This window comes from Luteithermobacter gelatinilyticus, from assembly GCF_005849285.1.
Lineage (GTDB): Bacteria > Pseudomonadota > Alphaproteobacteria > Sphingomonadales > Emcibacteraceae > Luteithermobacter > Luteithermobacter gelatinilyticus.
In genome coordinates, this window is record NZ_CP040517.1 from 2,235,773 (window position 1) to 2,256,685 (window position 20,913).

Genomic DNA, 20,913 nt, shown 5'->3' on the forward strand with positions numbered 1-20,913 from the left:
TATGTTGCAAAAAATTTCCAACATTATGGCCGCATATATGGGGCTAAAATGGGACAAGAAAAGGGGTGCTGGCAAGAATTTATTTCACATTTTTGAGAGAAAACGGGCTTTTTCCTGAATAAGTCGCCATGAGTCGTCGATATGACGCTGTTCCGTATAGGGGGACCCCGACACAAAACGCAGAACATACCGCCCCTGAACCCGGGTCTGTGTCAGATACAACTGCCCGCTGTCATTAATATCTTCCAGCAGTTGGGCATTCAAACGATCCAGCGCCTCGTCGGTCAGACCGCCCGGATTATACCGGAAACACAACAGCGCCAAAGGATGCGGCGCGACAATTTCAAAATCCTTTTCCTGTTTCATCTTCTGGGCCAGCTGCTGACAAAAGTCTATATGCCGGCGAATATGTGCCTGAAGCCCCTCGACCCCATAGGCACGCAGCACAAACCACAGTTTCAGTGCCCGAAACCGCCGCCCCAGCGGCACCCCCCAGTCGCGATAATTAATCACTTGGTCCCCTTCACGGGTCTTGAGATATTCTGGCAGGATTTCGAAAGTACGGACCAGAGTCTCCCGATCCCGCACATAAAAGGCGGAACAGTCAAACTGGGTCAGAAGCCATTTATGAGGATTGAAAACAAAACTGTCTACAAATTCGATGCCATCAATCATCCAGCGATATTCCGGCAGCACCAGAGCGCTTCCCGCCCAGGCGGCATCCACATGCAACCAAATCCCGTATTTGTGGCAGATTTCGCCGATGGGCCGCAAGGGATCAATGGCGGAAACGGACGTGCTGCCCAATGTCGCCACCACGCAGGTGGGCAGGCAGCCGGCGTTCAGATCGCTTTCAATGGCATGTTCCAGTTCCTCAGGGATCATGGCAAATGTTTCATCCACCGAAATCTTGCGCAGATTTCCGCTGCCAAGCCCCGCGATGCGAATGCCTTTATCCGTCGAACTGTGCACCTCTGCCGAGGCATAACAGGTATGCTGCCCGGTCACACTGAGCCCCGTATGATTGGTGGTGAAATTGTGCAAGCGTTCGCGGGCACATAAAAACGCGGAAAGCATGGCCGACGATGCAGTGTCCTGAATGCTGCCGTGAAACCCATCGGGCAGTCCGGTGATTTGTCTGAGCCAGTCCAGCATACGGGTTTCAAGTTCGGTGGCCGCCGGCGACGTCTGCCAGCTCATACATTGCGCTGCAAGCGTCGCGGTCAACATTTCCGCCAGCACAGACGGCGGGCTGGCATTGGCCGGGAAATAAGCCATAAATCCGGGATGTTGCCAATGTGTCATCCCCGGCAGAATGATGTCCTGGAAGTCCCTGAAAATATCTTCCATCGCTTCCCCCGTTTCAGGGGCGGCCGACGGCAGTTTGGCGGCAATTTCTCCCGGTTTCACCGGCGCCTTGACCGGATATGCTTCAATATTTTCCAGATAATCAGCCATCCAGTCGACAAATTTGTGAGCCTGGGCACGAAAATCTTTTCTGAAATCCTTGAAGGCCATGACCTTCCCCTATCGTATGCCTGCGTACAAAATATAGAGGCGTATAAAATATTATAAACTATTATAAACTATGTAGAACAGTCTGCGCTGACGCGGCAGGCAGCCCCTTTTCAGATTAACGCAACAACCCTGCTTTTTTTAGGCCCACCAGATATTTTTGCAGATCTTCTTCCCGGCGAAACCATTTCCGGCATTCCAGCTCGGCCTTGTCAGGAAACTCCGGATACAACCGCAAGACATTATCGGCGGCACGTTCACTTTCCTGGGGTTTGTCCAGCATGGCGTAATTGATCGCTTGCAGGGCATGCGGCCAGAACCAGTCAGGCATATCCACCACCCGCACGTGATCCATGGCCTCTTCATATTCGCCCTGTACAAAATGGTTATGAAACAGGGCGAAGCGGCACCAACCGGGATGTTGGGGATTAAGCGCCATCGCCTTTTGCACCAGCGACAGCCCTTTTTCCATTTCCCCACATAGACACAGATAAACCCCGCTGTCCGCCAGCAGTGCAGGACTATTGGGGGCAATGCTGAGCCCCATACGGACATTATTTTCAAACTTGTCCAGCTCCCACGCATGATAATGGATAATGGTCAGCGCATACCAAGCGATGCTGTAGGTGGAACTCATGCCGATGGCTTTTTCCGCATACTGGCGGGCCCGTTCCAGCGGGTCGCCCTTGTCATGCTGCACGTTGAAACTGAAACGGTATTCATCCAGGGCCATATAGGCCATGCCTGCCCAAGCATCGGGATAGTTAGGATCTATTTCAATCGCTTTTTCCAGGCTCTGGCGGGCTTTCAGGTGAGTTTCAGGACTCAGTTCAAACAGATAATCATGCAGCAGCAACATGCTTTCATAAGCTTCCAGATATTCGGTGCTGCTGCGTTTCATGGCCACGGCGCTGGTGCGCATAATGGCGCCGTAGGTATCCCCTATGGTGGCGGCCACCTGGGTAGCGATTTCATCCTGAACAGAAATCAGGTTATCCGGGGTCAGCTGGCGGTCATAGCTGTTGGCCCAAACCACCGCATCATTGGTGGCATCCAATAGCTGGGCTGTTACCCGCACGGTGCTGCCGGCGCGGCGAATACTGCCTTCCAGCACATAATGAACTTCCAGTTCTTCACATAATTTGCGGATGTCCACCGGCTGGCCTTTGTAACGCAATGTGGATTTTCGGGATACTACATAAAGGGTCGGGCTTAACGACAGCTGGGTGATGATTTCTTCGGAAATGCCATCACAAAACAGATCCGTTTCCTGATCCCCACTGAGATTGTCAAACGGTAAAACCGCAATGGCCGGCCCCGTAGGTGGTGCAGCAGCGGCAGAAATCAGCGGATCGCGTGCCGGACTGACACCCGCCGGAGCGCGTTTTTCGATTTCCGGGATATAGGTTCCTTTGGGCAGGGAAATGTGGATGGGATCATGCGTGCCCTCTTCCAAATAATAATGCTCCAAAAGCCGGCGCAGGCGGCCCGCCTCCACCCGCACGATGGCGTCGGTTTGCGGATCGAAATCCTCATCCTTGTCAAATACTTCGATCCCCAGCGTATACCCCTTGAGAAGCTCCGCGCGCCCCTTAAGCGTTTCCTCCACCACATAGGTAAGAAAACGTTTCGGTCGGTTTTTGTTTTCAAAGAGCCGGCTGTTCAGGATACGGTCCAACTGGTCCTTGACCTGCTCAGGCGACAATGGGGAAGCCGCTGACATACTTATTTTAATCCCTGCCTTCCGGGTCGTGGATGATCCCCCAAGATTATTACAGCTTAACGGTGAAGGCAACACGCCCTCACCGTTAATATAACCTATACAAAGGCCTGTGCAAGAAATGGAAGGATGTCACCGCTCAACACAGTTCCACGGCCACGGCTGTGGCCTCGCCCCCGCCAATGCAGAGGCTGGCGATACCGCGCGTTCCCCCATGGGTTTTCAGCGCGGAAATAAGCGTGACAATCAACCGTGCTCCGGTAGCCCCGATGGGATGCCCCAACGCACAGGCTCCGCCATGTACATTCACCCGGTCATGGTCAAGCCCCAAATCCCGCATCGCCGCCATGGCGACCACGGCGAAGGCCTCGTTGATCTCATACAAATCCACATCCGCATCGTTCCAGCCGACTTTTTCATACAGCTTTTTAATAGACCCGATCGGCGCCGTGGTGAACCAGGCCGGTTCCTGGGCATGGGTGCTGTGACCGCGGATAATGGCCAACGGCGCAAGCCCCCGTTTTTCCGCTTCGGACCGGCGCATCATGACAAGCGCCGCCGCCCCGTCGGAAATGGAACTGGAATTGGCGGCGGTCACCGTGCCATCCTTGGCAAAGGCCGGGCGTAGAGTGGGGATTTTTTCAGGATTGGCCTTGCCCGGCTGTTCATCCGTATCTACCACCACGTCCCCCTTGCGGCTTTTGACCGTGACCGGGCTGATTTCATCCTTGAACCAGCCTTTTTCAATCGCTGTTTTGGCCCGGGTCAGCGAGGTAATCGCGTAATTGTCCTGATCCTCGCGGGTAAACTGATAATGACTCGCGCATTGTTCCGCAAAAGTCCCCATCAGGCGGCCGGGTTCGTAGGCGTCTTCCAGCCCGTCAAGAAACATATGGTCGTAGACTTTTTCATGGCCGATACGGGCGCCAGCACGCATTTTCGGCAGAATATAGGGGGCATTGGTCATGCTCTCCATACCGCCGGCCACCAGAATATCGGCACTGCCTGCCAGCAAATGATCATGGGCCAGCATCACGGCTTCCATCGCGGACCCGCACATTTTATTCACTGTGGTACAAGCGCTCGCATAGGGCAACCCGGCCCCCACAGCCGCCTGACGCGCCGGCGCCTGGCCCAGGCCCGCCGGCAACACACACCCCATAAGCACTTCGTCAATGTCTTCCGGTTTGACACCACTTTGGTCCAGCGCTCCCTTGATGGCCACGCTGCCCAGTTCAGGCGAACGGACGCCGGCAAAATCCCCCTGGAAGCCCCCCATGGGGGTTCGGCTCATGCCGACGATGACTACCGGGTCCTTGTCCTGTTGATGTGTCTGTGACTCTGTCATAATGATTTTTCCTCATGGTTTAGCTGGCATTGTTTTCGCCGGAACAATATGATACGTTACTGGCTGGTAACATATATTAGGTGATCTGGTCAAACTTGGCAAGATACGTTACATACAGCTACAAAGCATCATGATCGCAAAAACGAAATAAAAACAAGGCAGTCGGTACACTATATGAAACGGGAAGAAAAACGCCAGCAAAAGCTGGATGCCATATTACGCCATGCCGCCAAGGCCTTCATGGAAAATGGCTATTACAAGACGTCGCTGGATGACATTGCCAAAATGCAGAAGGTGACAAAACCGACGCTGTATTATTATATCAAGAACAAGGAAGACATTCTTGTTAAATGTGAAAATGTCGCGAGCGAACGCATTAACGGCCTCTTGGACGAGGTGGAAGCACGCGGCGGCACCGGGTTTGAGCAGCTTTATAATTTCGTGCGCGGTTATATCGAAATCATCACCGATGACATTATTCGTTGTCACGTGCGTCACCGCGGTCAGCGCGAAGATCCCGCCGCCCGCGAAGCCAGTCTGAAAATGCACCGCGGCATCGAGCAACGGGTTCGCGGCATCATCGCCAAAGGGGTTGAAGACGGCTCCATCCGCCAGGACGCCCATCCCACCATCAACGCCATTTTGCTGTTTGACGCCATTAACGGCATTACAGCCTGGTACCGTGAAGACGGGGCACTGGACATGACTGCGTTGACCGAACAGATCCTGGCCCTGATTACCAAAGGGATGGAGGGCAATTGTCGGCAAGGATAAAATCCTTTTTGCCTTGATCCGGAAAATCCGATATTATCCACTCCTCGGTTGCAACCAGGAAAAAAATGTAGAGAGAGCACCCATGGATCAAAGCCATTTTCCGGAAAAAAAACGTGCAGATTCTCGCCTGGACGTATTCTGGGCGGCGGAAATGACCCTGGAGGGGAAAAGATATCCCTGCCAGTTGAGTAATGTATCAACGGCAGGGGCGCTTTTGAAAAGCGAAGAAAACCTGGCCCTGAAACAGGAACTGATCCTGCATATACCAGACTTCGGCGAAGCCGGCGGTATCGTTGTCTGGCGAAACGCGCCTCTTTACGGTCTGAAGCTGCTGATCGGGGATAATCTGAAACTGAAGGAATATGCCGACGAAGTTGGCCTTGACAACCATCGCTGAAGATCCAATACCCCCGTCTTTCAAACGAAAAGCCAAACAATACCGGACCTGAAGCCCGGTATATGAACCATATCAAAGTGAATTGTGACGAGATGGAATTGTCATTGCCAGACGCGATAGCGGCGAAGCAATCCAGTGGACCGGAGAAATGGATCACCACGCCCGCTGACACGGGTTCGTGATGACGTTTCCCCCTGCGCCGTCATTGCCGCTTTTCCTACGTCATTGCCGCGTAGGCGGCACCCCAGCCCCTCGCCAACAATGCGGTCTGCAAGCTCTGGGCTCCCGCCTGCGCGGGAGCGACGGAAGGGGGGCTTCCAGGGGGGTCGATGACGGCCTAGCTTTTAACGTCATTGCGGGCGGAAGAGACGCACCAAAACGACCTACAGCTTGCCTTCGTTGACCAGCACAACAGCCTTACCGAAAGCCATCGGGTCATCCACGTCAAGCCACAGACGGCCTTCGATGTCGAAGGTGCGCGCCCGCCCCTGATGACCCAGAACATTCATGGCCCCGGAAATGCTTTCATCCCCTTCCCTGGCGCTTTGTTCAAGGGCCTCGAACATGGCCGGCGTGCAATAAAAGATGCCCGTATCAAACGCATTATAGTCCCGGATCACCTTGCCAATCTGTTCGATGCCGCGGGGTGTGCATTTGACCCGCGTCACATCCTCCAGATCAATGAGCGGATTATGAATATTATAATCCACACACAGGGTCACCGTGTCCGGCTCATGTTCCGTCGCCGCAAGCGCGCGCAGGATTTCCGGATCAAAGAGATGATCACACATGGTGAGGATAAAATCCCCCTCAATCACATCCTTTGCCGCATAGACGGACAGGCCGTTGGGGCGTTGCCACTCTTCATTAATGATGTGGGTAATCTTGAGATTGTCACGTTCAGCCAGCCGGTCGAGGAAGGCGCGCACCTTGGTCCCACGATACCCTGTTACAACATAGATATCGTCAACGCCTCCCTTGACGGCATTGGTAATAACCCGTTCAATAAGGGGAGTGCCCAGCAACTCGATGAGCGGCTTGCTCTCCCCCTTTTCACGAAGTCGGCTGCCCTGACCGGCAGCAACGATCAGCAGTTTCACTCGGCCGCACTCGCCATAACCCGGTCCGCGATGAACTTTTCGGTCATTTCATAAGCCTGATCATCGGTATACTGAACCGGCGGATGTTTACAGAAATAGGCGGATGGCGCTTCCAGGATGCCACCTTCCCCACGATCCAGCGCCAGCTTACAGCAGCGAATCATGTCGATGGCCACGCCGGCGGAGTTGGGGCTGTCCTCAACAGAAAGTCTCAGTTCCAGATTCATGGGCACACCCCCGAACAGGTCGCCTTCCATACGCAGGAAGCAGACTTTGTTGTCATTCTGCCAGGGGATATAATCGCTCGGCCCCACATGAATGTTTTCATCCGCCAGCCGCGCCCCGGCCACAGCCTGGACCGCTTCGGTCTTGCTTTCCTTCTTGGACGCCAGGCGGGACTGGTTTTTCATGTTTAGAAAGTCGGTGTTCCCGCCAGTATTCAGCTGATAGGTCCGCTCCAGGATCACCCCGCGCTTGGCAAACAGGTCGGTCAGCGTCCGGTGTGTGATCGTGGCGCCCAGCTGCGCCTTGATGTCATCACCGATAATCGGCAGGTTCTTTGCCTTGAATTTCTCGGCCCACTCCGGATTGGAAGCGATAAAAACCGGCATGTTGTTGATAAAACCAACACCAGCTTCCAGCGCACATTCGGCATAGAATTTCGCGGCTTCCTCGGACCCTACCGGCATATAGTTGAGCAGAATTTCAGCACCGCTGTCTTTCAGTTCCTGTACGATGCTTTCTTTGGTGCCTTCGGGCACATCGGCAATCACAAAAGTCCGGTCTTCATCATAATTGGCCATATGTTCGGACACACCGTCCAGAATTTTGCCCATTTTGACGGTGGTGCCACTTTTCGGCAGGTCGCCGCAGAACACCGTTGTACAATTGGGTTTGGCGAAGATGGCGTCATTGACGTCCTGCCCCACTTTGCGTTTGTCCACGTCAAAAGCGGCAACAACCTCAATATCGCAGGGACGGAATCCGCCCACTTCCCAATGCATCAAACCCGGAACCTTGCCATCGGACACCCGTTCTGGGGTATAATAATAAATGCCCTGAATCAGGGAACTCGCACAGTTACCAATACCCGCAATGGCAATTTTGATTTTAGACATTTTTGTCACCTTATCTTTATGTAATTCTTTCTGATGTTCGTCTTACCGGATGAGTGAGGAAGAAAAGCGCCTCTGAATCCAAGTAGATAGGCAATCATCAATTTGCCACGGTTATATCACACAACTGTTACACAACAACAATATAACTGTTACATTTCGCGGCAAAAATGACTGCCTCCTTGTTTCTTTAAGTTATCTTTTCAGATAATGGCATGAATACGGCAAATCAATGGCTTACGCCCGTCTGTAACCGTTACATGAGCTGCGATGTGCGGCATTTTACAACGCTATGCATATAAAACAGGCCCCCTGCCCCACTTTCCACAAAATTCTGCCCCAAACTTACCGCCATAAATATACGGGCTTCATAAATATACGGGCTTGGAGCCCCGGAGGTTTTAAGTTATACGAATAAACTAGACCCTTTAAATCTAGAACACTGGAGCTTTGGAATGCTGAAACAGCTTACCCTTTTCCCTTCCCGACGCGGTAAAATTCTACTGGCGTTTTTGCTGGGAACATTTCTCGTAGCGTGTTCGGATCAGGACAAAACAGCTGAAAACAGTGATTCCACGGACCAAAACAAGGAAGAAAACGTGAGTGAAAACAAAAGTTTCCTGGAACTGAACAAAGACAAACCCGGCGTCATCGTAACCGAGTCCGGCCTGCAATATATTGTGCTTCTGGAAGGCACAGGCAAAAAACCCAAAGCCACCGATACCGTAACCGTCAATTATGAAGGCACACTGACCGACGGCACCAAATTCGACAGTTCCTATGATCGCGGTGCTCCGCTCAGCTTCCCGCTGAACCGAGTGATTCCCGGATGGACTGAAGGTTTGCAATTGATGAGAGAGGGGGCAAAATACAAATTCTTCATCCCCTCCGATCTGGCCTATGGCCCCCACGGGGCGGGAAATGTCATTGGTCCCAATGAAGACCTGATCTTCACGGTGGAACTGATCCGCGTAAATTAAGTTTAAATTCACTCTCACATTCCCTGGGGAGGGATGAATGACGTTCTGGCGGTTTCTTTTGATTATCACCGCAACGAGCGGCTTTCTTGCCGTATTGCTGGGTGCCGCCGGAAGTCATGCCCTGACCCCCCTCATGCAGACAGAAAAAGGACCGTCCCGTTTTGATATGGCAAGCCAGTATCATATGTGGCACACGCTTGCCCTTCTCGGCTGCTGCACCATGGGATTAGGGCGGGAGCGGCTGGCCTCCCCGACGAGCCCGCCGAGCAAAACCCGGCCTTTTCCCTTTGATCTTCTGAAGCTCGCAGCCCTGATGTTCCTGCTGGGCATCATGCTGTTTAGCGGCAATCTTTATCTTCACGCCTTTCAGGAACCTTATGCATTAAGCATTCTGATTCCTGTGGGGGGTATTTTCCTGATGGCAGGCTGGCTGATGCTGGCGCTCAGCGTGATTTGCCTGGAAAAATAAAGAAACGGGAAAAGGAAAAGGTTTAAGCGGCCCCGGGGGTGCAACATGCACAAGATGTGGGGGAGGGGATTTTGCTACATATTAATCCCGGGACCGCTTAACTCGAAAAACTCCTGAACTCGTTCTGTAACTCCTTGACAAAAACTTTTGGCATCCGTTGCAAAATTTGCCTTACCGTCCTGTTTAAACGATTTCCCAGCTTCCGTCCGGCTGGCGGCAGGCTTTCCCATAGGCCTGTTCGGTCCTGCCGCCGATGGTGACAGTCTGCTGGTACTCCCGGCAATACCGGCCATCTTCATTCTGATACGCCGGCTGGGGCACAAATGTGCCGGAATTTCCCGTATCCGGATTGTGCCAGGTTACCGTCTCGCCGGAAGGAAACCTTTCCAGAGCGACCTGCCGGCTTTGTGCCATTTTGATCCGGTCCGCCTCATCAAGAGACTTGCCGATATTATTGCCAATGGCAGCCCCAGCGATGGCGCCGGCCGCAATGGCGAACCCTTTCCCCGGCCCGTCGCTGTCTCCGGCAATGGCGTTGCCGATGGCCGCGCCACTGATGGCCCCAAGAACGGTGCCAAACCCCTGCTTGGAGCCGGTTTCACATCCAGCCAGCCCCAGGGTCGAAGCCAAAACCGCGATGACGGCAACTTTTTTCATTCATCTCTCCCTTGCGGCACGTCTTATTAACGCCTTAGCATCACGTCTTATGCGTTTAAGGTAGTCCATATAAACTGAACCGTGCATGAACAATAAATTCAGGTTTCAGGAAAAAGCCGCCGCCAGGGAAATTTTCACCAGAAGCCCCCGGTTTCCGGACTTTTCCTTCACGGAAAAGTGATCTCCCAGGGTAATTGACCCATCATACAAATCCACCAGATCCCGGACAATCGAGAGGCCAAGCCCGGCTCCAGGCTTGTTCTCATCCAATTTTTCCCCGCGGGCAAACACCGCCTCGCGTTCGGAACGGCTGATACCCGGTCCATCGTCCGCAACCTGAAGCAAGATCCTGTCTCCCTTACGACACACCGTCACCTCAATCTGTTCCTGAGCCCATTTGGCGGCGTTTTCCACAAGATTGCCGACGATTTCCTCAAGATCCTGTTTTTCCCCCCGGAACAGAAGCCGTTTTTCGTCTCCCTGAATGGTGACGTTAATCCGCCGGTTTTTATAGATGATCGACATGGCCCGGGCGATATCCCGAACCACCGGGGCGACCTCGGTGCGGCTGCCAATCACCTTGATGCTGGCGGCCACCCGGGCCCGTCGGAGATAATGGTCAATCTGACGCCGCATGAGTTCCGCCTGACGCGTCACCAGCCCTGCAAGGCCCACATCTTTTTGCAGTTCCGCCTCATTCATCAACACCGCCAGCGGTGTTTTCAATGCATGGGCCAAATTGCCCACCTGGGTGCGGGAGCGGGCAATGACCTCTTCATGATGTTCCAGAAGCGCATTCAGTTCATCAGCCATGGGCTGGATTTCGGACGGCAGGTTGTCAGGCAGACGTTTTTGCGCGCCGCTGCGAATTTGGGCCAACAGGGTTTGAATCCGACGCAGCGGTTGCAGGCCATAAACCAGCTGGAAAACCGATGCCAGAATCAACCCGGCCCCGAGAATCCCCAGAGACCAGATCAGAATCCGGTTAAAATCCTTTGCCTGCGCCTCAATTTCGGATTTGTCGATGGCAACGCTGTAGCGAAACGTGACCTCAGTGCCGGGCATGGAAATATCCTGTTCGATCACCCGGATCAACTGGTCCTCAGGACCGATCGCATCATAATATATCGGTCGCGGCCGGGGGGTTTCCAGATCCGGGTTTAAACTTTGATCCCACAGGGAACGTGACCGGAACGGGGTATACCCGCGGGCGGAAATCTGCCAATACCATCCGGAATAGGGTTGTTCAAAACGTGGATCAGACAGGGCACGATAGAAGCTGACATCTTCCTGAAATTCTGCATGGCTGATGCCGACAAGATTATCCAGAAAGCCGGCCAGCCGATCATCCAGATTTTTTTCGATAATCCCCCGGAATGTAAGGGACAGGATATAACCGCCCACCAGCAGCACAAATACCGTCCAGATCACGGATACTGTCAGCAACCGAAACCAAATGGATTTGTTTTTGGGGCGGGTCCTGGGCACAATCATCCGTCGTGGTTATCTTCCTTTTTTACGGGATGGTTTGATGGGATGGCGTCAAAACTTCATTTCAGCCCTGCCCCTATTCCGGGCTTTCTTCTTCGGGATTGATCAGCTGATAACCCATGCCCCGTATGGTTTTAATGATATTGACGCCAAGTTTTTTACGTACCCGGGTCACAAAAACCTCAATGGTGTTGGAATCCCGGTCAAAATCCTGATCATAGATGTGTTCGGTCAGTTCGGTCCGGGAAATGACCTTGCCGGGATGATGCATCATATAGGCCAACAGCTTGTATTCCTGTGCCGTAAGCCGAACCGGCATGCCTTCCACCGTCACCCGGCTGCTATTGGTATTAAGCACCACAGGACCGCAGACAATTTCGGGCGAGGCCTGACCGGCGGACCGGCGGATCAGCGCCCTCACCCGCGCCAACACCTCTTCCATCTTGAACGGTTTGGTCACATAGTCATCCGCCCCGGCATCAAGTCCCGACACCTTATCGGACCATTCATCCCGGGCCGTGAGGATCAGTACCGGCACCGCAATCCCCGCCTGACGCCATTTTTTCAGCACGCTCAATCCGTCCATAACCGGCAGGCCAAGATCCAGGATAATAGCATCATAACTTTCGGTTTCACCGAGAAAATGGCCTTCTTCCCCGTCATGGGAGACGTCCACGGCATAGCCGCTTTCTTCCAGCAGAAATTTCATCTGACGGGCCAGATCCCGGTCATCTTCGACAAGCAGAATACGCATTAGTCTTATTTTCCCCGTCCTTTTGGCCCCCGGACGCTGAGAATCCGGGCGGTTTTGGCATTTAACGTCACATTTAGAACCTGCCCCTCTGGGGTCAGCACCTTGACCATATAGGTATAAGGCATACTCCGGCGACCACTTTCCAGAAGCTGTACATCAACAATGCGTCCCGGATAGGACTTCTGCACCGTACGGCGGATCACCCTGAGCGACACGATTTCCCCGTTCCTCAGGGCCTGCTGTACATTGTCATGCCGGTAAAATTGTGGCATGGGTTTTTTGTATGAGGGCCTTAATTGCTGCATGACCGGTGGTGGTTTTTTGGGGTTAGCTTTGCGATGTTGCGCCGCAACTTCACCCGTCCCCGCCGCCATCACCAGCAGCAGAGCCAACACGCCCCCGATGATCCTCCGTCCGTTACCCATCATATTATACTCATACCCAGCCCCGGCTTAATCCAGGATGAATATCCTCACGACCCGAATTATTTTACCCCCAGCCGGTCCTGCAAAACAGAACTGGTTGTGGTATAACCGCCGGCGATCTTGCGGTCGGGATAAGCATATTTGAAGGCCGCCCGCGCCATAACAGCCGCTTCATAAAATCCGGTCAAAATAAGTTTCAGCTTACCGGGATAATTACAGACATCCCCGATGGCGTAGATTCCCGGCGTCGAGGTGGCAAAGGTGGCAGGGTCCACATCCACATGGTTCCGGGTCAGGTTCAACCCCCATTCCGCAATGGCGCCCAGGCTGATTTTCAGCCCCAGGAACGGCATCAGGATGTCGCACTCCTCCAGCACTTCTTCCCCGTTTTTTTTGTGAATATGCACGGCCTCAAGCTGCCCGTTCTTGCCAAAAAGCCCGGTGATTTCCCCCACATGGTGATCTATTTTTCCTTCTTCCGCCATCCGGAGAACCCGCGCGGCGGAATCCGGTGCGCCTCTGAAAGCCTCACGGCGATGGACCAGTGTAATCCGGCGGGCCAGGGGATACAGATTCATCACCCAGTCCAAAGCCGAATCTCCGCCGCCGACAATCACCAATTTCTTGTCCCGGTAATTATCCATGTTTTTCACGGCATAGCGGACGGATTTTTCCTCAAACAGCTCCAGATCGGGATAGGGTGGTTTCTTGGGCACAAAACTGCCGGCCCCGGCGGCCACCACCACAACCGGCGCCTCGATCGCCACGTCTCGCGTTGTCTCGATCCGCCAGTGACCGCTGGACAGTTGCCGCAGGGCGCCGGCCTGCTGCGAGAGGTGAAAACGCGGCTCAAAAGGACGGCATTGTTCAATCAGATTATCCACCAGTTCCTGACCGGTCACCTTGGGACGAGAAGGGATGTCGTAAATGGGTTTTTCCGGGTAAAGTTCAGTACACTGCCCTCCCGGCCGGTCCAGATTGTCGATAAGATGGCATTTCATGCCCAAAAGTCCTGCTTCAAAAACAGCAAACAGCCCCACAGGACCGGCACCGATGATAATCATGTCGGTCTGGTACGTTTCCTCACCCATACAGCTCCCCTTAACATAAAAAAATTACAGACACGGCCCCGATACCCTGTTACTTTTTCCGATAACCCGTTATTCTGATAATACTTTGTCGCGTCCTGAAAAACCAGAACAAAACCCTTTATCGGCCATAAGGCGGGCCGACGGATAAAGACAGAGCAGGAACAGTAAGGATAGGAAATGCATAGATCCCGCCAAAAGCTCCCCTTCCTCGCATGGGCCCTGCTGGTTATTTTCCTGTGGCCCAAAGAACAGGGTATGGCCGCTCACCTCTATGTTGGGGCGGGGCATCAATATCAGACGGTTCGGGATGCCCTCAATAACGCCCAAAGTGGCGATACCATTCTCATTGAAGAAGGCCTTTATGAAGGAGAAACCGCGGTTATCCAGCAAAATGACCTGCGGATCATCGGCCTTGGCAGCGGGGCCACAGGCCGGCCGCGTCTCATTGCGCCGGCTCATATTCCCAACGGCAAGGCAATCTGGGTAATCCGGGGCGACAATATCATTCTGCGCAACCTTGATCTGTCCGGTGCCCGGGTCCCCCACCTGAACGGCGCCGCCATTCGTCATGAGGGCGGGCATTTGCAAATCGAGAACAGCATCATCCATCACAACCAGATGGGCATCATGACCGCCAATCATGCCGGGACAAGCCTGTCGATTATCAACAGCACGATCCATTCCAATCATCTGAGCCAGGCAGGGCGGCGGATCGGTCACAATATCTATGTCGGCCAGATTTCCCGATTTGAGCTTCGCGGCAGCCATGTTTATAACGCCTGGATCGGCCATAACGTCAAAAGCCGCGCCCGGGACACCCTGATCCGACATACCACCATTGAGGATAGCCAGAAAGCATCAAGCTACCTCATCGACTTGCCCAATGGCGGCCGGGTCACCATTGACAATTGTGTTTTGAAAAAGGGTGTTGAAAGTGAAAACAACGCGCTGATCAGTTTTGGGTCCGAAGGTCTGCCGGACGATCTGCACACCCTTACCATCAGCAACACCCTGGCGCAGGCGGAAGGCCCCGGCAGAATTTTATTGCGCAATCACAGCGACATCCGCCCGGAATTCAGAAACAACGAACTGGTGGGCCTGAAGCCGTTCGCTGAGGAAAACAGTGGTCTGGGGCGATATTTCCGAGCATTCAAGACCATGATCAGGGATATTTTTAAATGAGGGGATCTCCATCATCAAAGGAACATCCCGCCGCAGGCACGGGGGTGGACATCTCCCCTGGAAGATCAGGCAGAGAAAGATCATGCAGAGAAAGATCAGGCCGAGGCCAGATTGAAATCAGGGGGAAAACGCCTATGAAAGACGGCCTATGTTGCTGATAATAAAAACAGAGGGGGAATGATGGTGACAAAAAAAATACTGCATGGGGGCGCGACCACGGTTTTTCTGCTGGCCGGGGGATATCTGGCCTGGGATTTCCCCTATGCCAGAACCGTTGTGTTCGCGCTCTCCCTGATCTGTTTCCTGGTTCTGCTGCGCAATGATAAGGCCTGGTTGTTTTTTCTGCCTGCCCTGTTACCGGTTTATGACCTTGGACTTTATTCCGGGCGGATCTTCGTGACGGAATTTGACATCCTTGTCCTGTTCTGCCTTGCCGCGCTGCATGCTCGACATATGATCCGTCCCGCCCCTTCCCTGACCATCGGCAGGGAGGATGTGCTGGCTTCAGTGCTGATGATTTCCGCACTGACCAGTTTACTGATTTATTTTCCGTATGGCGCGGGAACAGACCCCAACAGTTTCAGCAGTTACAAAAGCCCCTATAATGGTCTTCGGGTGATCAAGGGGGTGATATGGATCTGGTTGTTCTGGCCCTTTTTAAAACGGGCCTATCGCCATGAACCGGACAAAAGCCGCCAGTATCTGATAACCGGCATTCTCTGTGGCCTTGTGCTGATGGGCATTGGCGTGTTGTGGGAACGGGGGGTGTTCCACAGCCTGGTACAGGATCGCAATATCTATACAGTGCTCAGAACCCTGCTCGACTTTTCCGGCAGTTATCGCATCACCGGCCTATTTTCCAGCATGCATGTGGGCGGAACGGCCCTTGACGGTTATCTGGTCATGGTCATTCCCTTTGGCTTTGCCGCCTTTTTTGCCCACGGCACATTTCGGGACCGGTTATTTTCCCTGATCTGTCTCAGTCTGGGCAGCTACGCCATTATGGTCAGCTTTTCCCGCGGGCTGTATATGGGCTTTTTTGTGGTGCTCAGCGTGTTGGCCCTATCCTATCTTGTCCTGCAACATCATGCCAAAACCATTTCCGTGCGCAGCATGGTCCTTGCCGCCTTGGGTTTTGTCGGCGGCACCCTGTATATGTACGGGCTTTTTCAGTATGGAGGATATCAGGTCATGCTGGCCGCCATCCTCACCCTTGCCGGGGCGTTGCTGACGGCCCAGCTGTTTAAAAAACATCCGCAATATCTTGACGTGATCCTGCTGGTTTGCGGCACGCTTTTGATGATTTATGTCAGCTATGACGGTTTTATGGAAAGCCGCTGGTCCAGCAACAGCCGTCTCTTCTCCCTCGTCACAGCCGTGCTGTCCTGCAGTTTCTTGGCGCTGATCACCTACGGCCTGACCCCGAGGACGGCCCGCCGGCGCACCGTGGCCAACAGCGTCACGGTGGTCCTGATGGGCGCCATTTTTTGGCTGGCGGTTATTCCGTCTGTTTCGGGATACCGTATGAGCGCCCGTTTTTCCGCCTCCTCGGAAGACCTTGCCCACAGAACCGGTCAGTGGCTGAAAGCCCTCGATTTTATGGATAAGGGGATCAAAAGCACCCTTCTGGGCATGGGGACCGGCTCTTATCCCCTGCACTATTTTTATTATCACCTGGAAGATAACAGCAAAGTCCATTACAGTTTCCACAAAACTGCCCAGACCAGCTATCTGGCGTTGGGGGCCGGCGATTTCAATATCATCCAGAAGGTCCCCCTCAAGCCGCACACGGATTACCTTCTCAGAGCCCGCCTCAAAACGGACCGCCCCTCAGGCGTGACATTCAAATTTTGCCCCAAACATATTATTTTCAGCGAGCGCTACACCCCGCAATGTATATCGCGACAGCTGAAATCCCCTGGCGGCGAAGACTGGGTCGAAGTGGAGACCACCTTCAATTCCCGCCATCTCGGGCAAAGCGGCCTTTTCTACTGGCCGACCACATTGCAACTGCATTACGGCCGCACCGGCAGCATCGCTCGGATCACGGATATCCAACTGCTGGATGCCTTTGGCACCAATCTGATTGCCAACGGGGATTTTTCCCAAGGTGCGGATCGCTGGATCATGGTACGTGATTTTTCCCATGACGACTGGCACACCAAAAATATTTTCCTGCATTATTATTTTGAGCAGGGGCTATTTGGCCTTGGCGCTTTCCTGCTTCTGACCGGGGTTGCCCTGCGGCGTCAATATACAGCCACAAAAGCCGGCGACTCCCTGGCCCCCATTCTGTTTGCCGCGATCCTCGGCACCCTCACCGTCGGCTTTTTCGGCAGCATCATTGACAATCCGCGCATTGCTTTTCTATTTTACCTGCTTGTTTACTTGGGGCTCCTCAACAGGCAGGCGCGCCCGGCCACAGTATCTTCACAATCTTCCAATACAGAATCACAGCCATGAACGAAGACAGCCTTAAAGATTTCATCACCCTGGTCAAAGACGTCTGGACCCACGGGGTCTATGGCGTCGACATCGGCAAAATAATTCTCGCGCTGCTGGTTCTGTCCCTGTTTTTTATGTTCAGGGGACTGTTCAGCCGTTTTGTCATCAATCGTCTGAAAAGCCTTGCCCAAAGAACCAAAAGCGACATGGACGACGAGATTATCGACGCCCTCGGAAACCCGCTGCGGTTCATCCCGGTGGTCATCGGGGTTTTTCTGGCGACTGAAGTGCTCACACTAAACGGCATCATGGAGACTGCCGCCTATAACCTGAACCGTTCGCTGGTGATTTTCACCATTTTCTGGGCCCTGTTTAAAATGGTTGGTCCGTTGAGCTTCGCCATTCGCAAGCTTCAGGACATTTTCACCATCAGCATGATTGAATGGATGGTCAAGGCCCTCAAGCTGCTGGTGATTTTTCTTGGCGGGGCGTCCATCCTGGAAATCTGGGGCATTGAGGTCGCCCCGCTGATCGCCGGGCTGGGCCTGTTCGGTGTGGCGGTGGCGCTGGGGGCGCAGGATTTGTTCAAAAACCTGATAGCCGGACTGTTTGTGATCGGCGAGCGGCGTTTTAACCCAGGCGACTGGATCCGGATCGACGGGGTGGTGGAAGGCACCGTGGAACATATCGGCTTTCGAACCACCACCATACGCCGTTTTGACAAGGCGCCGGTCTATGTCCCCAACTCCAAGCTGGCGGACAGCGCCGTGACCAATTTCAGCCGCATGACTCATCGGCGGATCTACTGGAAAATCGGTGTGGTCTATGATACGACCATCGACCAGCTCAGGGCCATTCGGGACGGAATCGAAAAATATATCCTGGAAAGTGACGATTTTGCCTCCCCTGACGAGGTCTCCACCTTTGTCAATGTGGACAGCTTCAACGACAGTTCCATTGATTTTATGTTATACTGTTTCACCCGGACCACAAATTGGGGCGAGTGGCTGAAGATCAAGGAAGAGCTGGCTTATGCCGTCAAGGATATTGTTGAGAAGAACGGCAGCAGCTTTGCCTTCCCGAGCCAGTCCGTCTATTTGGAAAGCCTGCCGGACGGCGCGGAATACTTTCAGCCACCCGAAGACCGCCCGGCAAAAAAACTGCCTGCCGACGTAATGGCTTAACCGTTTTGCAAGAACTCGCTGCTATAGCGAACTGATGACCAGGAAACAAACATCCCCGGCAGCGGAACGCAACAAGGGCCCCATCCTGGAGGTTCTGAAAGACACGCTGCCCCGCTATGGAACCGTGCTGGAGATCGCCAGCGGCACGGGGCAGCATGCCGTTTATTTTACCGAACATCTGCCCCCGTTGCTCTGGCAACCCACCGACCCCGACCCCGAAGCCCGGACCAGCATTCGGGACTGGTGGTGGGAAGTGCAGCTCAAGAATATTCTGCCGCCGCTGGATCTGGATGTCTGCAAAACCCCCTGGCCAGTGGAAATCACTCCTCCGCCGGAACCAATTACGTCAATTGTCTGTATCAATATGATCCATATTTCCCCGTGGGCCGCCTGTGTCGCGCTGATGGAAGGTGCCGGACGCCTTCTGCCGCCCGAAGGAATCCTGTATCTTTATGGCCCCTATCGCCTTGATGGCAACCATACCGCCCCCAGCAATGCGGAATTCGATCGTTGGCTGAAAAACCAGAATCCGGAATGGGGGGTGCGAGATCTTGGCCACGTCCGGCAGATGGCCGCAAAGAACGGTCTTGAATTTGTCAGAACCGTTGCCATGCCCGCCAATAACCTGTCGGTTATTTTCCGGAAAAATCCTGGGTTATAGACTCATTAGAGTGAATTGGGCCAACCTATTCACAATTCACTCTAAATCCAAATCTGAGCCAGATCCATAAAGCCTATGGCCATAAAGCCTATGGCCATAAAGCCTATGGATCGCCACGCCCCTCACTCATGCCCCAGGGTTTCCTGGAAACGCACCGGCTGTCCCACAGGGGTTTCCGCGAGCGCACCTTCCCAGACCACCTTGTTGCCGCGCACGAAAGTCCCCACCGGTTTGCCCACGATCTGACGCCCTGTGAAGGGACTCCAGCCGCATTTGCTCTGCAGCCAGTCTTCTTCGATAACCCATTTTTTCTTCAGATCAATCAGGGTGAAGTCGGCATCATAGCCCACCGCCAGGCGGCCCTTGCCAGCAATATTGAACACCCGGGCCGGGCCGGCACTGGTCAAATCCATAAACCGCTCCAGCGACAAGTTGCCCTTGTTCACATGGTCAATCATCAGTGGCACCAAGGTCTGCACCCCCGGCATGCCGGACGGGCTCGCCGGATAATCCTTGGCTTTCATTTCCTTTTCATGGGGCGCGTGATCGGAACCGATCACATCCACAATGCCCACGGCCAGCGCCTTCCACAACCCCTGACGATGGCGTTCATCACGGATCGGCGGATTCATCTGGGCATAGGAGCCCAGTTCCTCATAACAGTCCGGGGCGGACAGGGTCAGATGCTGTGGCGTCACCTCCACAGTGGCAATATCCTTATAGGCGGCGAGGATGGCCATTTCATCCTCCGTCGTCACATGCAGCACATGGATACGCCGGCCGGTTTTGCGGGCGATACGCAAAATACGTTCGGTGGCCAGGATCGCCGTTTGTTCATCCCGCCAGACCGGATGCTGGGCCACGCCCCCCGTTTCGGCCAGCGCCTTGCGCTCAATCAACCGGCCTTCGTCTTCCGCATGGATCGCAATCCGCCGCGTGCCATTGGCCAGAACTTTTTCCAGCACCTCATCCTCCGCAACCAAGAGATCGCCGGTGGACGACCCCATGAAAATCTTGATCCCGGCACAGCCCGGCTGCCTTTCCAGATTGGCAAGGCGCGACACATTGCCGGCCGTAGCCCCCACATAAAAGGCAAAATCACACCACATGCGCCCCGTAGCACGTTGTATTTTGTCCTTTAGCGCCTTGATGGTGGACGTAGCGGGCTTGGTATTGGGCATTTCAAACACCGTCGTCACGCCCCCCATGACCGCAGCGCGACTGCCGGATTCCAGATCTTCCTTCTGTTCCGCACCGGGCTCGCGGAAATGAACCTGTGTGTCAATAACCCCGGGAAACAGGTGCAGGCCATTAGCATTGATCACTTCGGCTGCCTCCGCATGGCCCAAATGCCCCAACGCCACGATGATTCCGTCGCGCACGGCAATATCGGCAAGTTCCACCCCGTTATGGGACACACAGACGGCATTGCGGATCAAAAGGTCTAGGGTCACTGGAATGTCCTTTCTGTTTGCTTTTATTTGATTGGCATTCTGCAATATATATGCAACTATAGGGTGTTTTTATCACTGCTGCTACAGTTGTTACACTCCCCGGGCTCACAAATACCCGTATAAAAGTGAATACTATTCTTGGCCCGCAACA

Annotated in this window: 19 protein-coding genes; 8 read left to right on the plus strand and 11 right to left on the minus strand. The window is 53.9% G+C overall.

The features are described 5' to 3' along the window. Window positions 1–84: 84 nt before the first annotated feature. The 3 genes from FE788_RS10040 to FE788_RS10050 form a co-directional block, all read right to left on the minus strand. Complete coding sequence (locus tag FE788_RS10040) at window positions 85–1,518, minus strand: pyridoxal phosphate-dependent decarboxylase family protein (RefSeq protein WP_138380512.1); 1,434 nt, start codon at window positions 1,516–1,518, stop codon at window positions 85–87. A 115-nt stretch (window positions 1,519–1,633) separates the two neighbouring features. After that, window positions 1,634–3,238 (minus strand): tetratricopeptide repeat protein, encoded by a 1,605-nt coding sequence (locus FE788_RS10045; protein ID WP_138380513.1) that lies wholly within the window; start codon window positions 3,236–3,238, stop codon window positions 1,634–1,636. Window positions 3,239–3,374: 136 nt separating this feature from the next. Beyond that, window positions 3,375–4,583, minus strand: coding sequence for an acetyl-CoA C-acetyltransferase (locus FE788_RS10050; protein WP_138380514.1), 1,209 nt, complete (start codon window positions 4,581–4,583; stop codon window positions 3,375–3,377). A gap of 174 nt (window positions 4,584–4,757) precedes the next feature. On the opposite strand from FE788_RS10050, the gene FE788_RS10055 reads away from it, so the two are divergent. Both FE788_RS10055 and FE788_RS10060 read left to right on the plus strand, forming a co-directional pair. Further along, a complete protein-coding gene (locus FE788_RS10055) occupies window positions 4,758–5,357 on the plus strand; it encodes a TetR/AcrR family transcriptional regulator (RefSeq protein WP_138380515.1) in 600 nt (199 codons plus the stop codon). 82 nt (window positions 5,358–5,439) lie between these two features. Then, window positions 5,440–5,754 (plus strand): PilZ domain-containing protein, encoded by a 315-nt coding sequence (locus FE788_RS10060; protein WP_138380516.1) that lies wholly within the window; start codon window positions 5,440–5,442, stop codon window positions 5,752–5,754. Window positions 5,755–6,137: 383 nt separating this feature from the next. On the opposite strand, the gene FE788_RS10065 is transcribed toward FE788_RS10060, so the two are convergent. Together FE788_RS10065 and FE788_RS10070 are read right to left on the minus strand one after the other, a co-directional pair. Continuing rightward, entirely contained in the window at window positions 6,138–6,854 is a 717-nt protein-coding gene (locus FE788_RS10065) for a phosphocholine cytidylyltransferase family protein (RefSeq protein ID WP_138380517.1), read from the minus strand. Then, window positions 6,851–7,972: an inositol-3-phosphate synthase gene (locus FE788_RS10070; RefSeq protein WP_138380518.1), complete on the minus strand. Its 1,122-nt coding sequence runs from the start codon at window positions 7,970–7,972 to the stop codon at window positions 6,851–6,853. Before FE788_RS10070 ends, FE788_RS10065 begins: the two co-directional genes overlap by 4 nt. A gap of 452 nt (window positions 7,973–8,424) precedes the next feature. Between FE788_RS10070 and FE788_RS10075 the strand changes: the two genes are divergently transcribed. After that, window positions 8,425–8,949: an FKBP-type peptidyl-prolyl cis-trans isomerase gene (locus FE788_RS10075; RefSeq protein WP_138380519.1), complete on the plus strand. Its 525-nt coding sequence runs from the start codon at window positions 8,425–8,427 to the stop codon at window positions 8,947–8,949. A gap of 37 nt (window positions 8,950–8,986) precedes the next feature. Next, a complete protein-coding gene (locus FE788_RS10080) occupies window positions 8,987–9,418 on the plus strand; it encodes a DUF423 domain-containing protein (protein ID WP_138380520.1) in 432 nt (143 codons plus the stop codon). A gap of 183 nt (window positions 9,419–9,601) precedes the next feature. Here FE788_RS10080 and FE788_RS10085 read toward each other — a convergent pair whose 3' ends face one another. The 5 genes from FE788_RS10085 to FE788_RS10105 form a co-directional block, all read right to left on the minus strand. After that, a complete protein-coding gene (locus FE788_RS10085; protein WP_138380521.1) occupies window positions 9,602–10,075 on the minus strand; it encodes an RT0821/Lpp0805 family surface protein in 474 nt (157 codons plus the stop codon). Between the two features lie 105 nt (window positions 10,076–10,180). After that, window positions 10,181–11,569 (minus strand): ATP-binding protein, encoded by a 1,389-nt coding sequence (locus tag FE788_RS10090; protein ID WP_138380522.1) that lies wholly within the window; start codon window positions 11,567–11,569, stop codon window positions 10,181–10,183. A 73-nt stretch (window positions 11,570–11,642) separates the two neighbouring features. After that, window positions 11,643–12,320, minus strand: a complete 678-nt coding sequence (locus tag FE788_RS10095; protein WP_138380523.1) for a response regulator transcription factor — start codon at window positions 12,318–12,320, stop codon at window positions 11,643–11,645. 5 nt (window positions 12,321–12,325) lie between these two features. Continuing rightward, entirely contained in the window at window positions 12,326–12,748 is a 423-nt protein-coding gene (locus tag FE788_RS10100; protein ID WP_138380524.1) for a PepSY domain-containing protein, read from the minus strand. Between the two features lie 56 nt (window positions 12,749–12,804). Beyond that, a complete protein-coding gene (locus tag FE788_RS10105) occupies window positions 12,805–13,836 on the minus strand; it encodes an NAD(P)/FAD-dependent oxidoreductase (RefSeq protein ID WP_138380525.1) in 1,032 nt (343 codons plus the stop codon). Between the two features lie 177 nt (window positions 13,837–14,013). On the opposite strand from FE788_RS10105, the gene FE788_RS10110 reads away from it, so the two are divergent. The 4 genes from FE788_RS10110 (at window position 14,014) to FE788_RS10125 (ending at window position 19,308) form a co-directional block, all read left to right on the plus strand. Beyond that, window positions 14,014–15,018: a right-handed parallel beta-helix repeat-containing protein gene (locus FE788_RS10110; RefSeq protein ID WP_138380526.1), complete on the plus strand. Its 1,005-nt coding sequence runs from the start codon at window positions 14,014–14,016 to the stop codon at window positions 15,016–15,018. Window positions 15,019–15,195: 177 nt separating this feature from the next. Beyond that, a complete protein-coding gene (locus FE788_RS10115; protein ID WP_138380527.1) occupies window positions 15,196–17,481 on the plus strand; it encodes a hypothetical protein in 2,286 nt (761 codons plus the stop codon). Continuing rightward, on the plus strand, window positions 17,478–18,647 hold the full coding sequence (locus FE788_RS10120) for a mechanosensitive ion channel family protein (protein WP_138380528.1): 1,170 nt from the start codon (window positions 17,478–17,480) through the stop codon (window positions 18,645–18,647). Before FE788_RS10115 ends, FE788_RS10120 begins: the two co-directional genes overlap by 4 nt. 34 nt (window positions 18,648–18,681) lie before the next feature. Next, window positions 18,682–19,308, plus strand: coding sequence for a DUF938 domain-containing protein (locus tag FE788_RS10125; protein ID WP_138380529.1), 627 nt, complete (start codon window positions 18,682–18,684; stop codon window positions 19,306–19,308). A 122-nt stretch (window positions 19,309–19,430) separates the two neighbouring features. Here FE788_RS10125 and FE788_RS10130 read toward each other — a convergent pair whose 3' ends face one another. After that, complete coding sequence (locus tag FE788_RS10130) at window positions 19,431–20,762, minus strand: dihydroorotase (RefSeq protein WP_210413883.1); 1,332 nt, start codon at window positions 20,760–20,762, stop codon at window positions 19,431–19,433. Between the last annotated feature and the right edge of the window lie 151 nt (window positions 20,763–20,913).

Coding starts and splice junctions, on each gene's coding strand:
- FE788_RS10040 (WP_138380512.1), bottom strand. CDS start 1,518: ATGGCCTTCAAGGATTTCAGAAAAGATTTTCGTGCCCAGGCTCACAAA.
- FE788_RS10100 (WP_138380524.1), bottom strand. CDS start 12,748: ATGATGGGTAACGGACGGAGGATCATCGGGGGCGTGTTGGCTCTGCTG.
- FE788_RS10085 (WP_138380521.1), bottom strand. CDS start 10,075: ATGAAAAAAGTTGCCGTCATCGCGGTTTTGGCTTCGACCCTGGGGCTG.
- FE788_RS10110 (WP_138380526.1), top strand. CDS start 14,014: ATGCATAGATCCCGCCAAAAGCTCCCCTTCCTCGCATGGGCCCTGCTG.
- FE788_RS10055 (WP_138380515.1), top strand. CDS start 4,758: ATGAAACGGGAAGAAAAACGCCAGCAAAAGCTGGATGCCATATTACGC.
- FE788_RS10115 (WP_138380527.1), top strand. CDS start 15,196: ATGATGGTGACAAAAAAAATACTGCATGGGGGCGCGACCACGGTTTTT.
- FE788_RS10105 (WP_138380525.1), bottom strand. CDS start 13,836: ATGGGTGAGGAAACGTACCAGACCGACATGATTATCATCGGTGCCGGT.
- FE788_RS10060 (WP_138380516.1), top strand. CDS start 5,440: ATGGATCAAAGCCATTTTCCGGAAAAAAAACGTGCAGATTCTCGCCTG.
- FE788_RS10080 (WP_138380520.1), top strand. CDS start 8,987: ATGACGTTCTGGCGGTTTCTTTTGATTATCACCGCAACGAGCGGCTTT.
- FE788_RS10090 (WP_138380522.1), bottom strand. CDS start 11,569: ATGATTGTGCCCAGGACCCGCCCCAAAAACAAATCCATTTGGTTTCGG.
- FE788_RS10075 (WP_138380519.1), top strand. CDS start 8,425: ATGCTGAAACAGCTTACCCTTTTCCCTTCCCGACGCGGTAAAATTCTA.
- FE788_RS10050 (WP_138380514.1), bottom strand. CDS start 4,583: ATGACAGAGTCACAGACACATCAACAGGACAAGGACCCGGTAGTCATC.
- FE788_RS10120 (WP_138380528.1), top strand. CDS start 17,478: ATGAACGAAGACAGCCTTAAAGATTTCATCACCCTGGTCAAAGACGTC.
- FE788_RS10070 (WP_138380518.1), bottom strand. CDS start 7,972: ATGTCTAAAATCAAAATTGCCATTGCGGGTATTGGTAACTGTGCGAGT.
- FE788_RS10095 (WP_138380523.1), bottom strand. CDS start 12,320: ATGCGTATTCTGCTTGTCGAAGATGACCGGGATCTGGCCCGTCAGATG.
- FE788_RS10045 (WP_138380513.1), bottom strand. CDS start 3,238: ATGTCAGCGGCTTCCCCATTGTCGCCTGAGCAGGTCAAGGACCAGTTG.
- FE788_RS10125 (WP_138380529.1), top strand. CDS start 18,682: ATGACCAGGAAACAAACATCCCCGGCAGCGGAACGCAACAAGGGCCCC.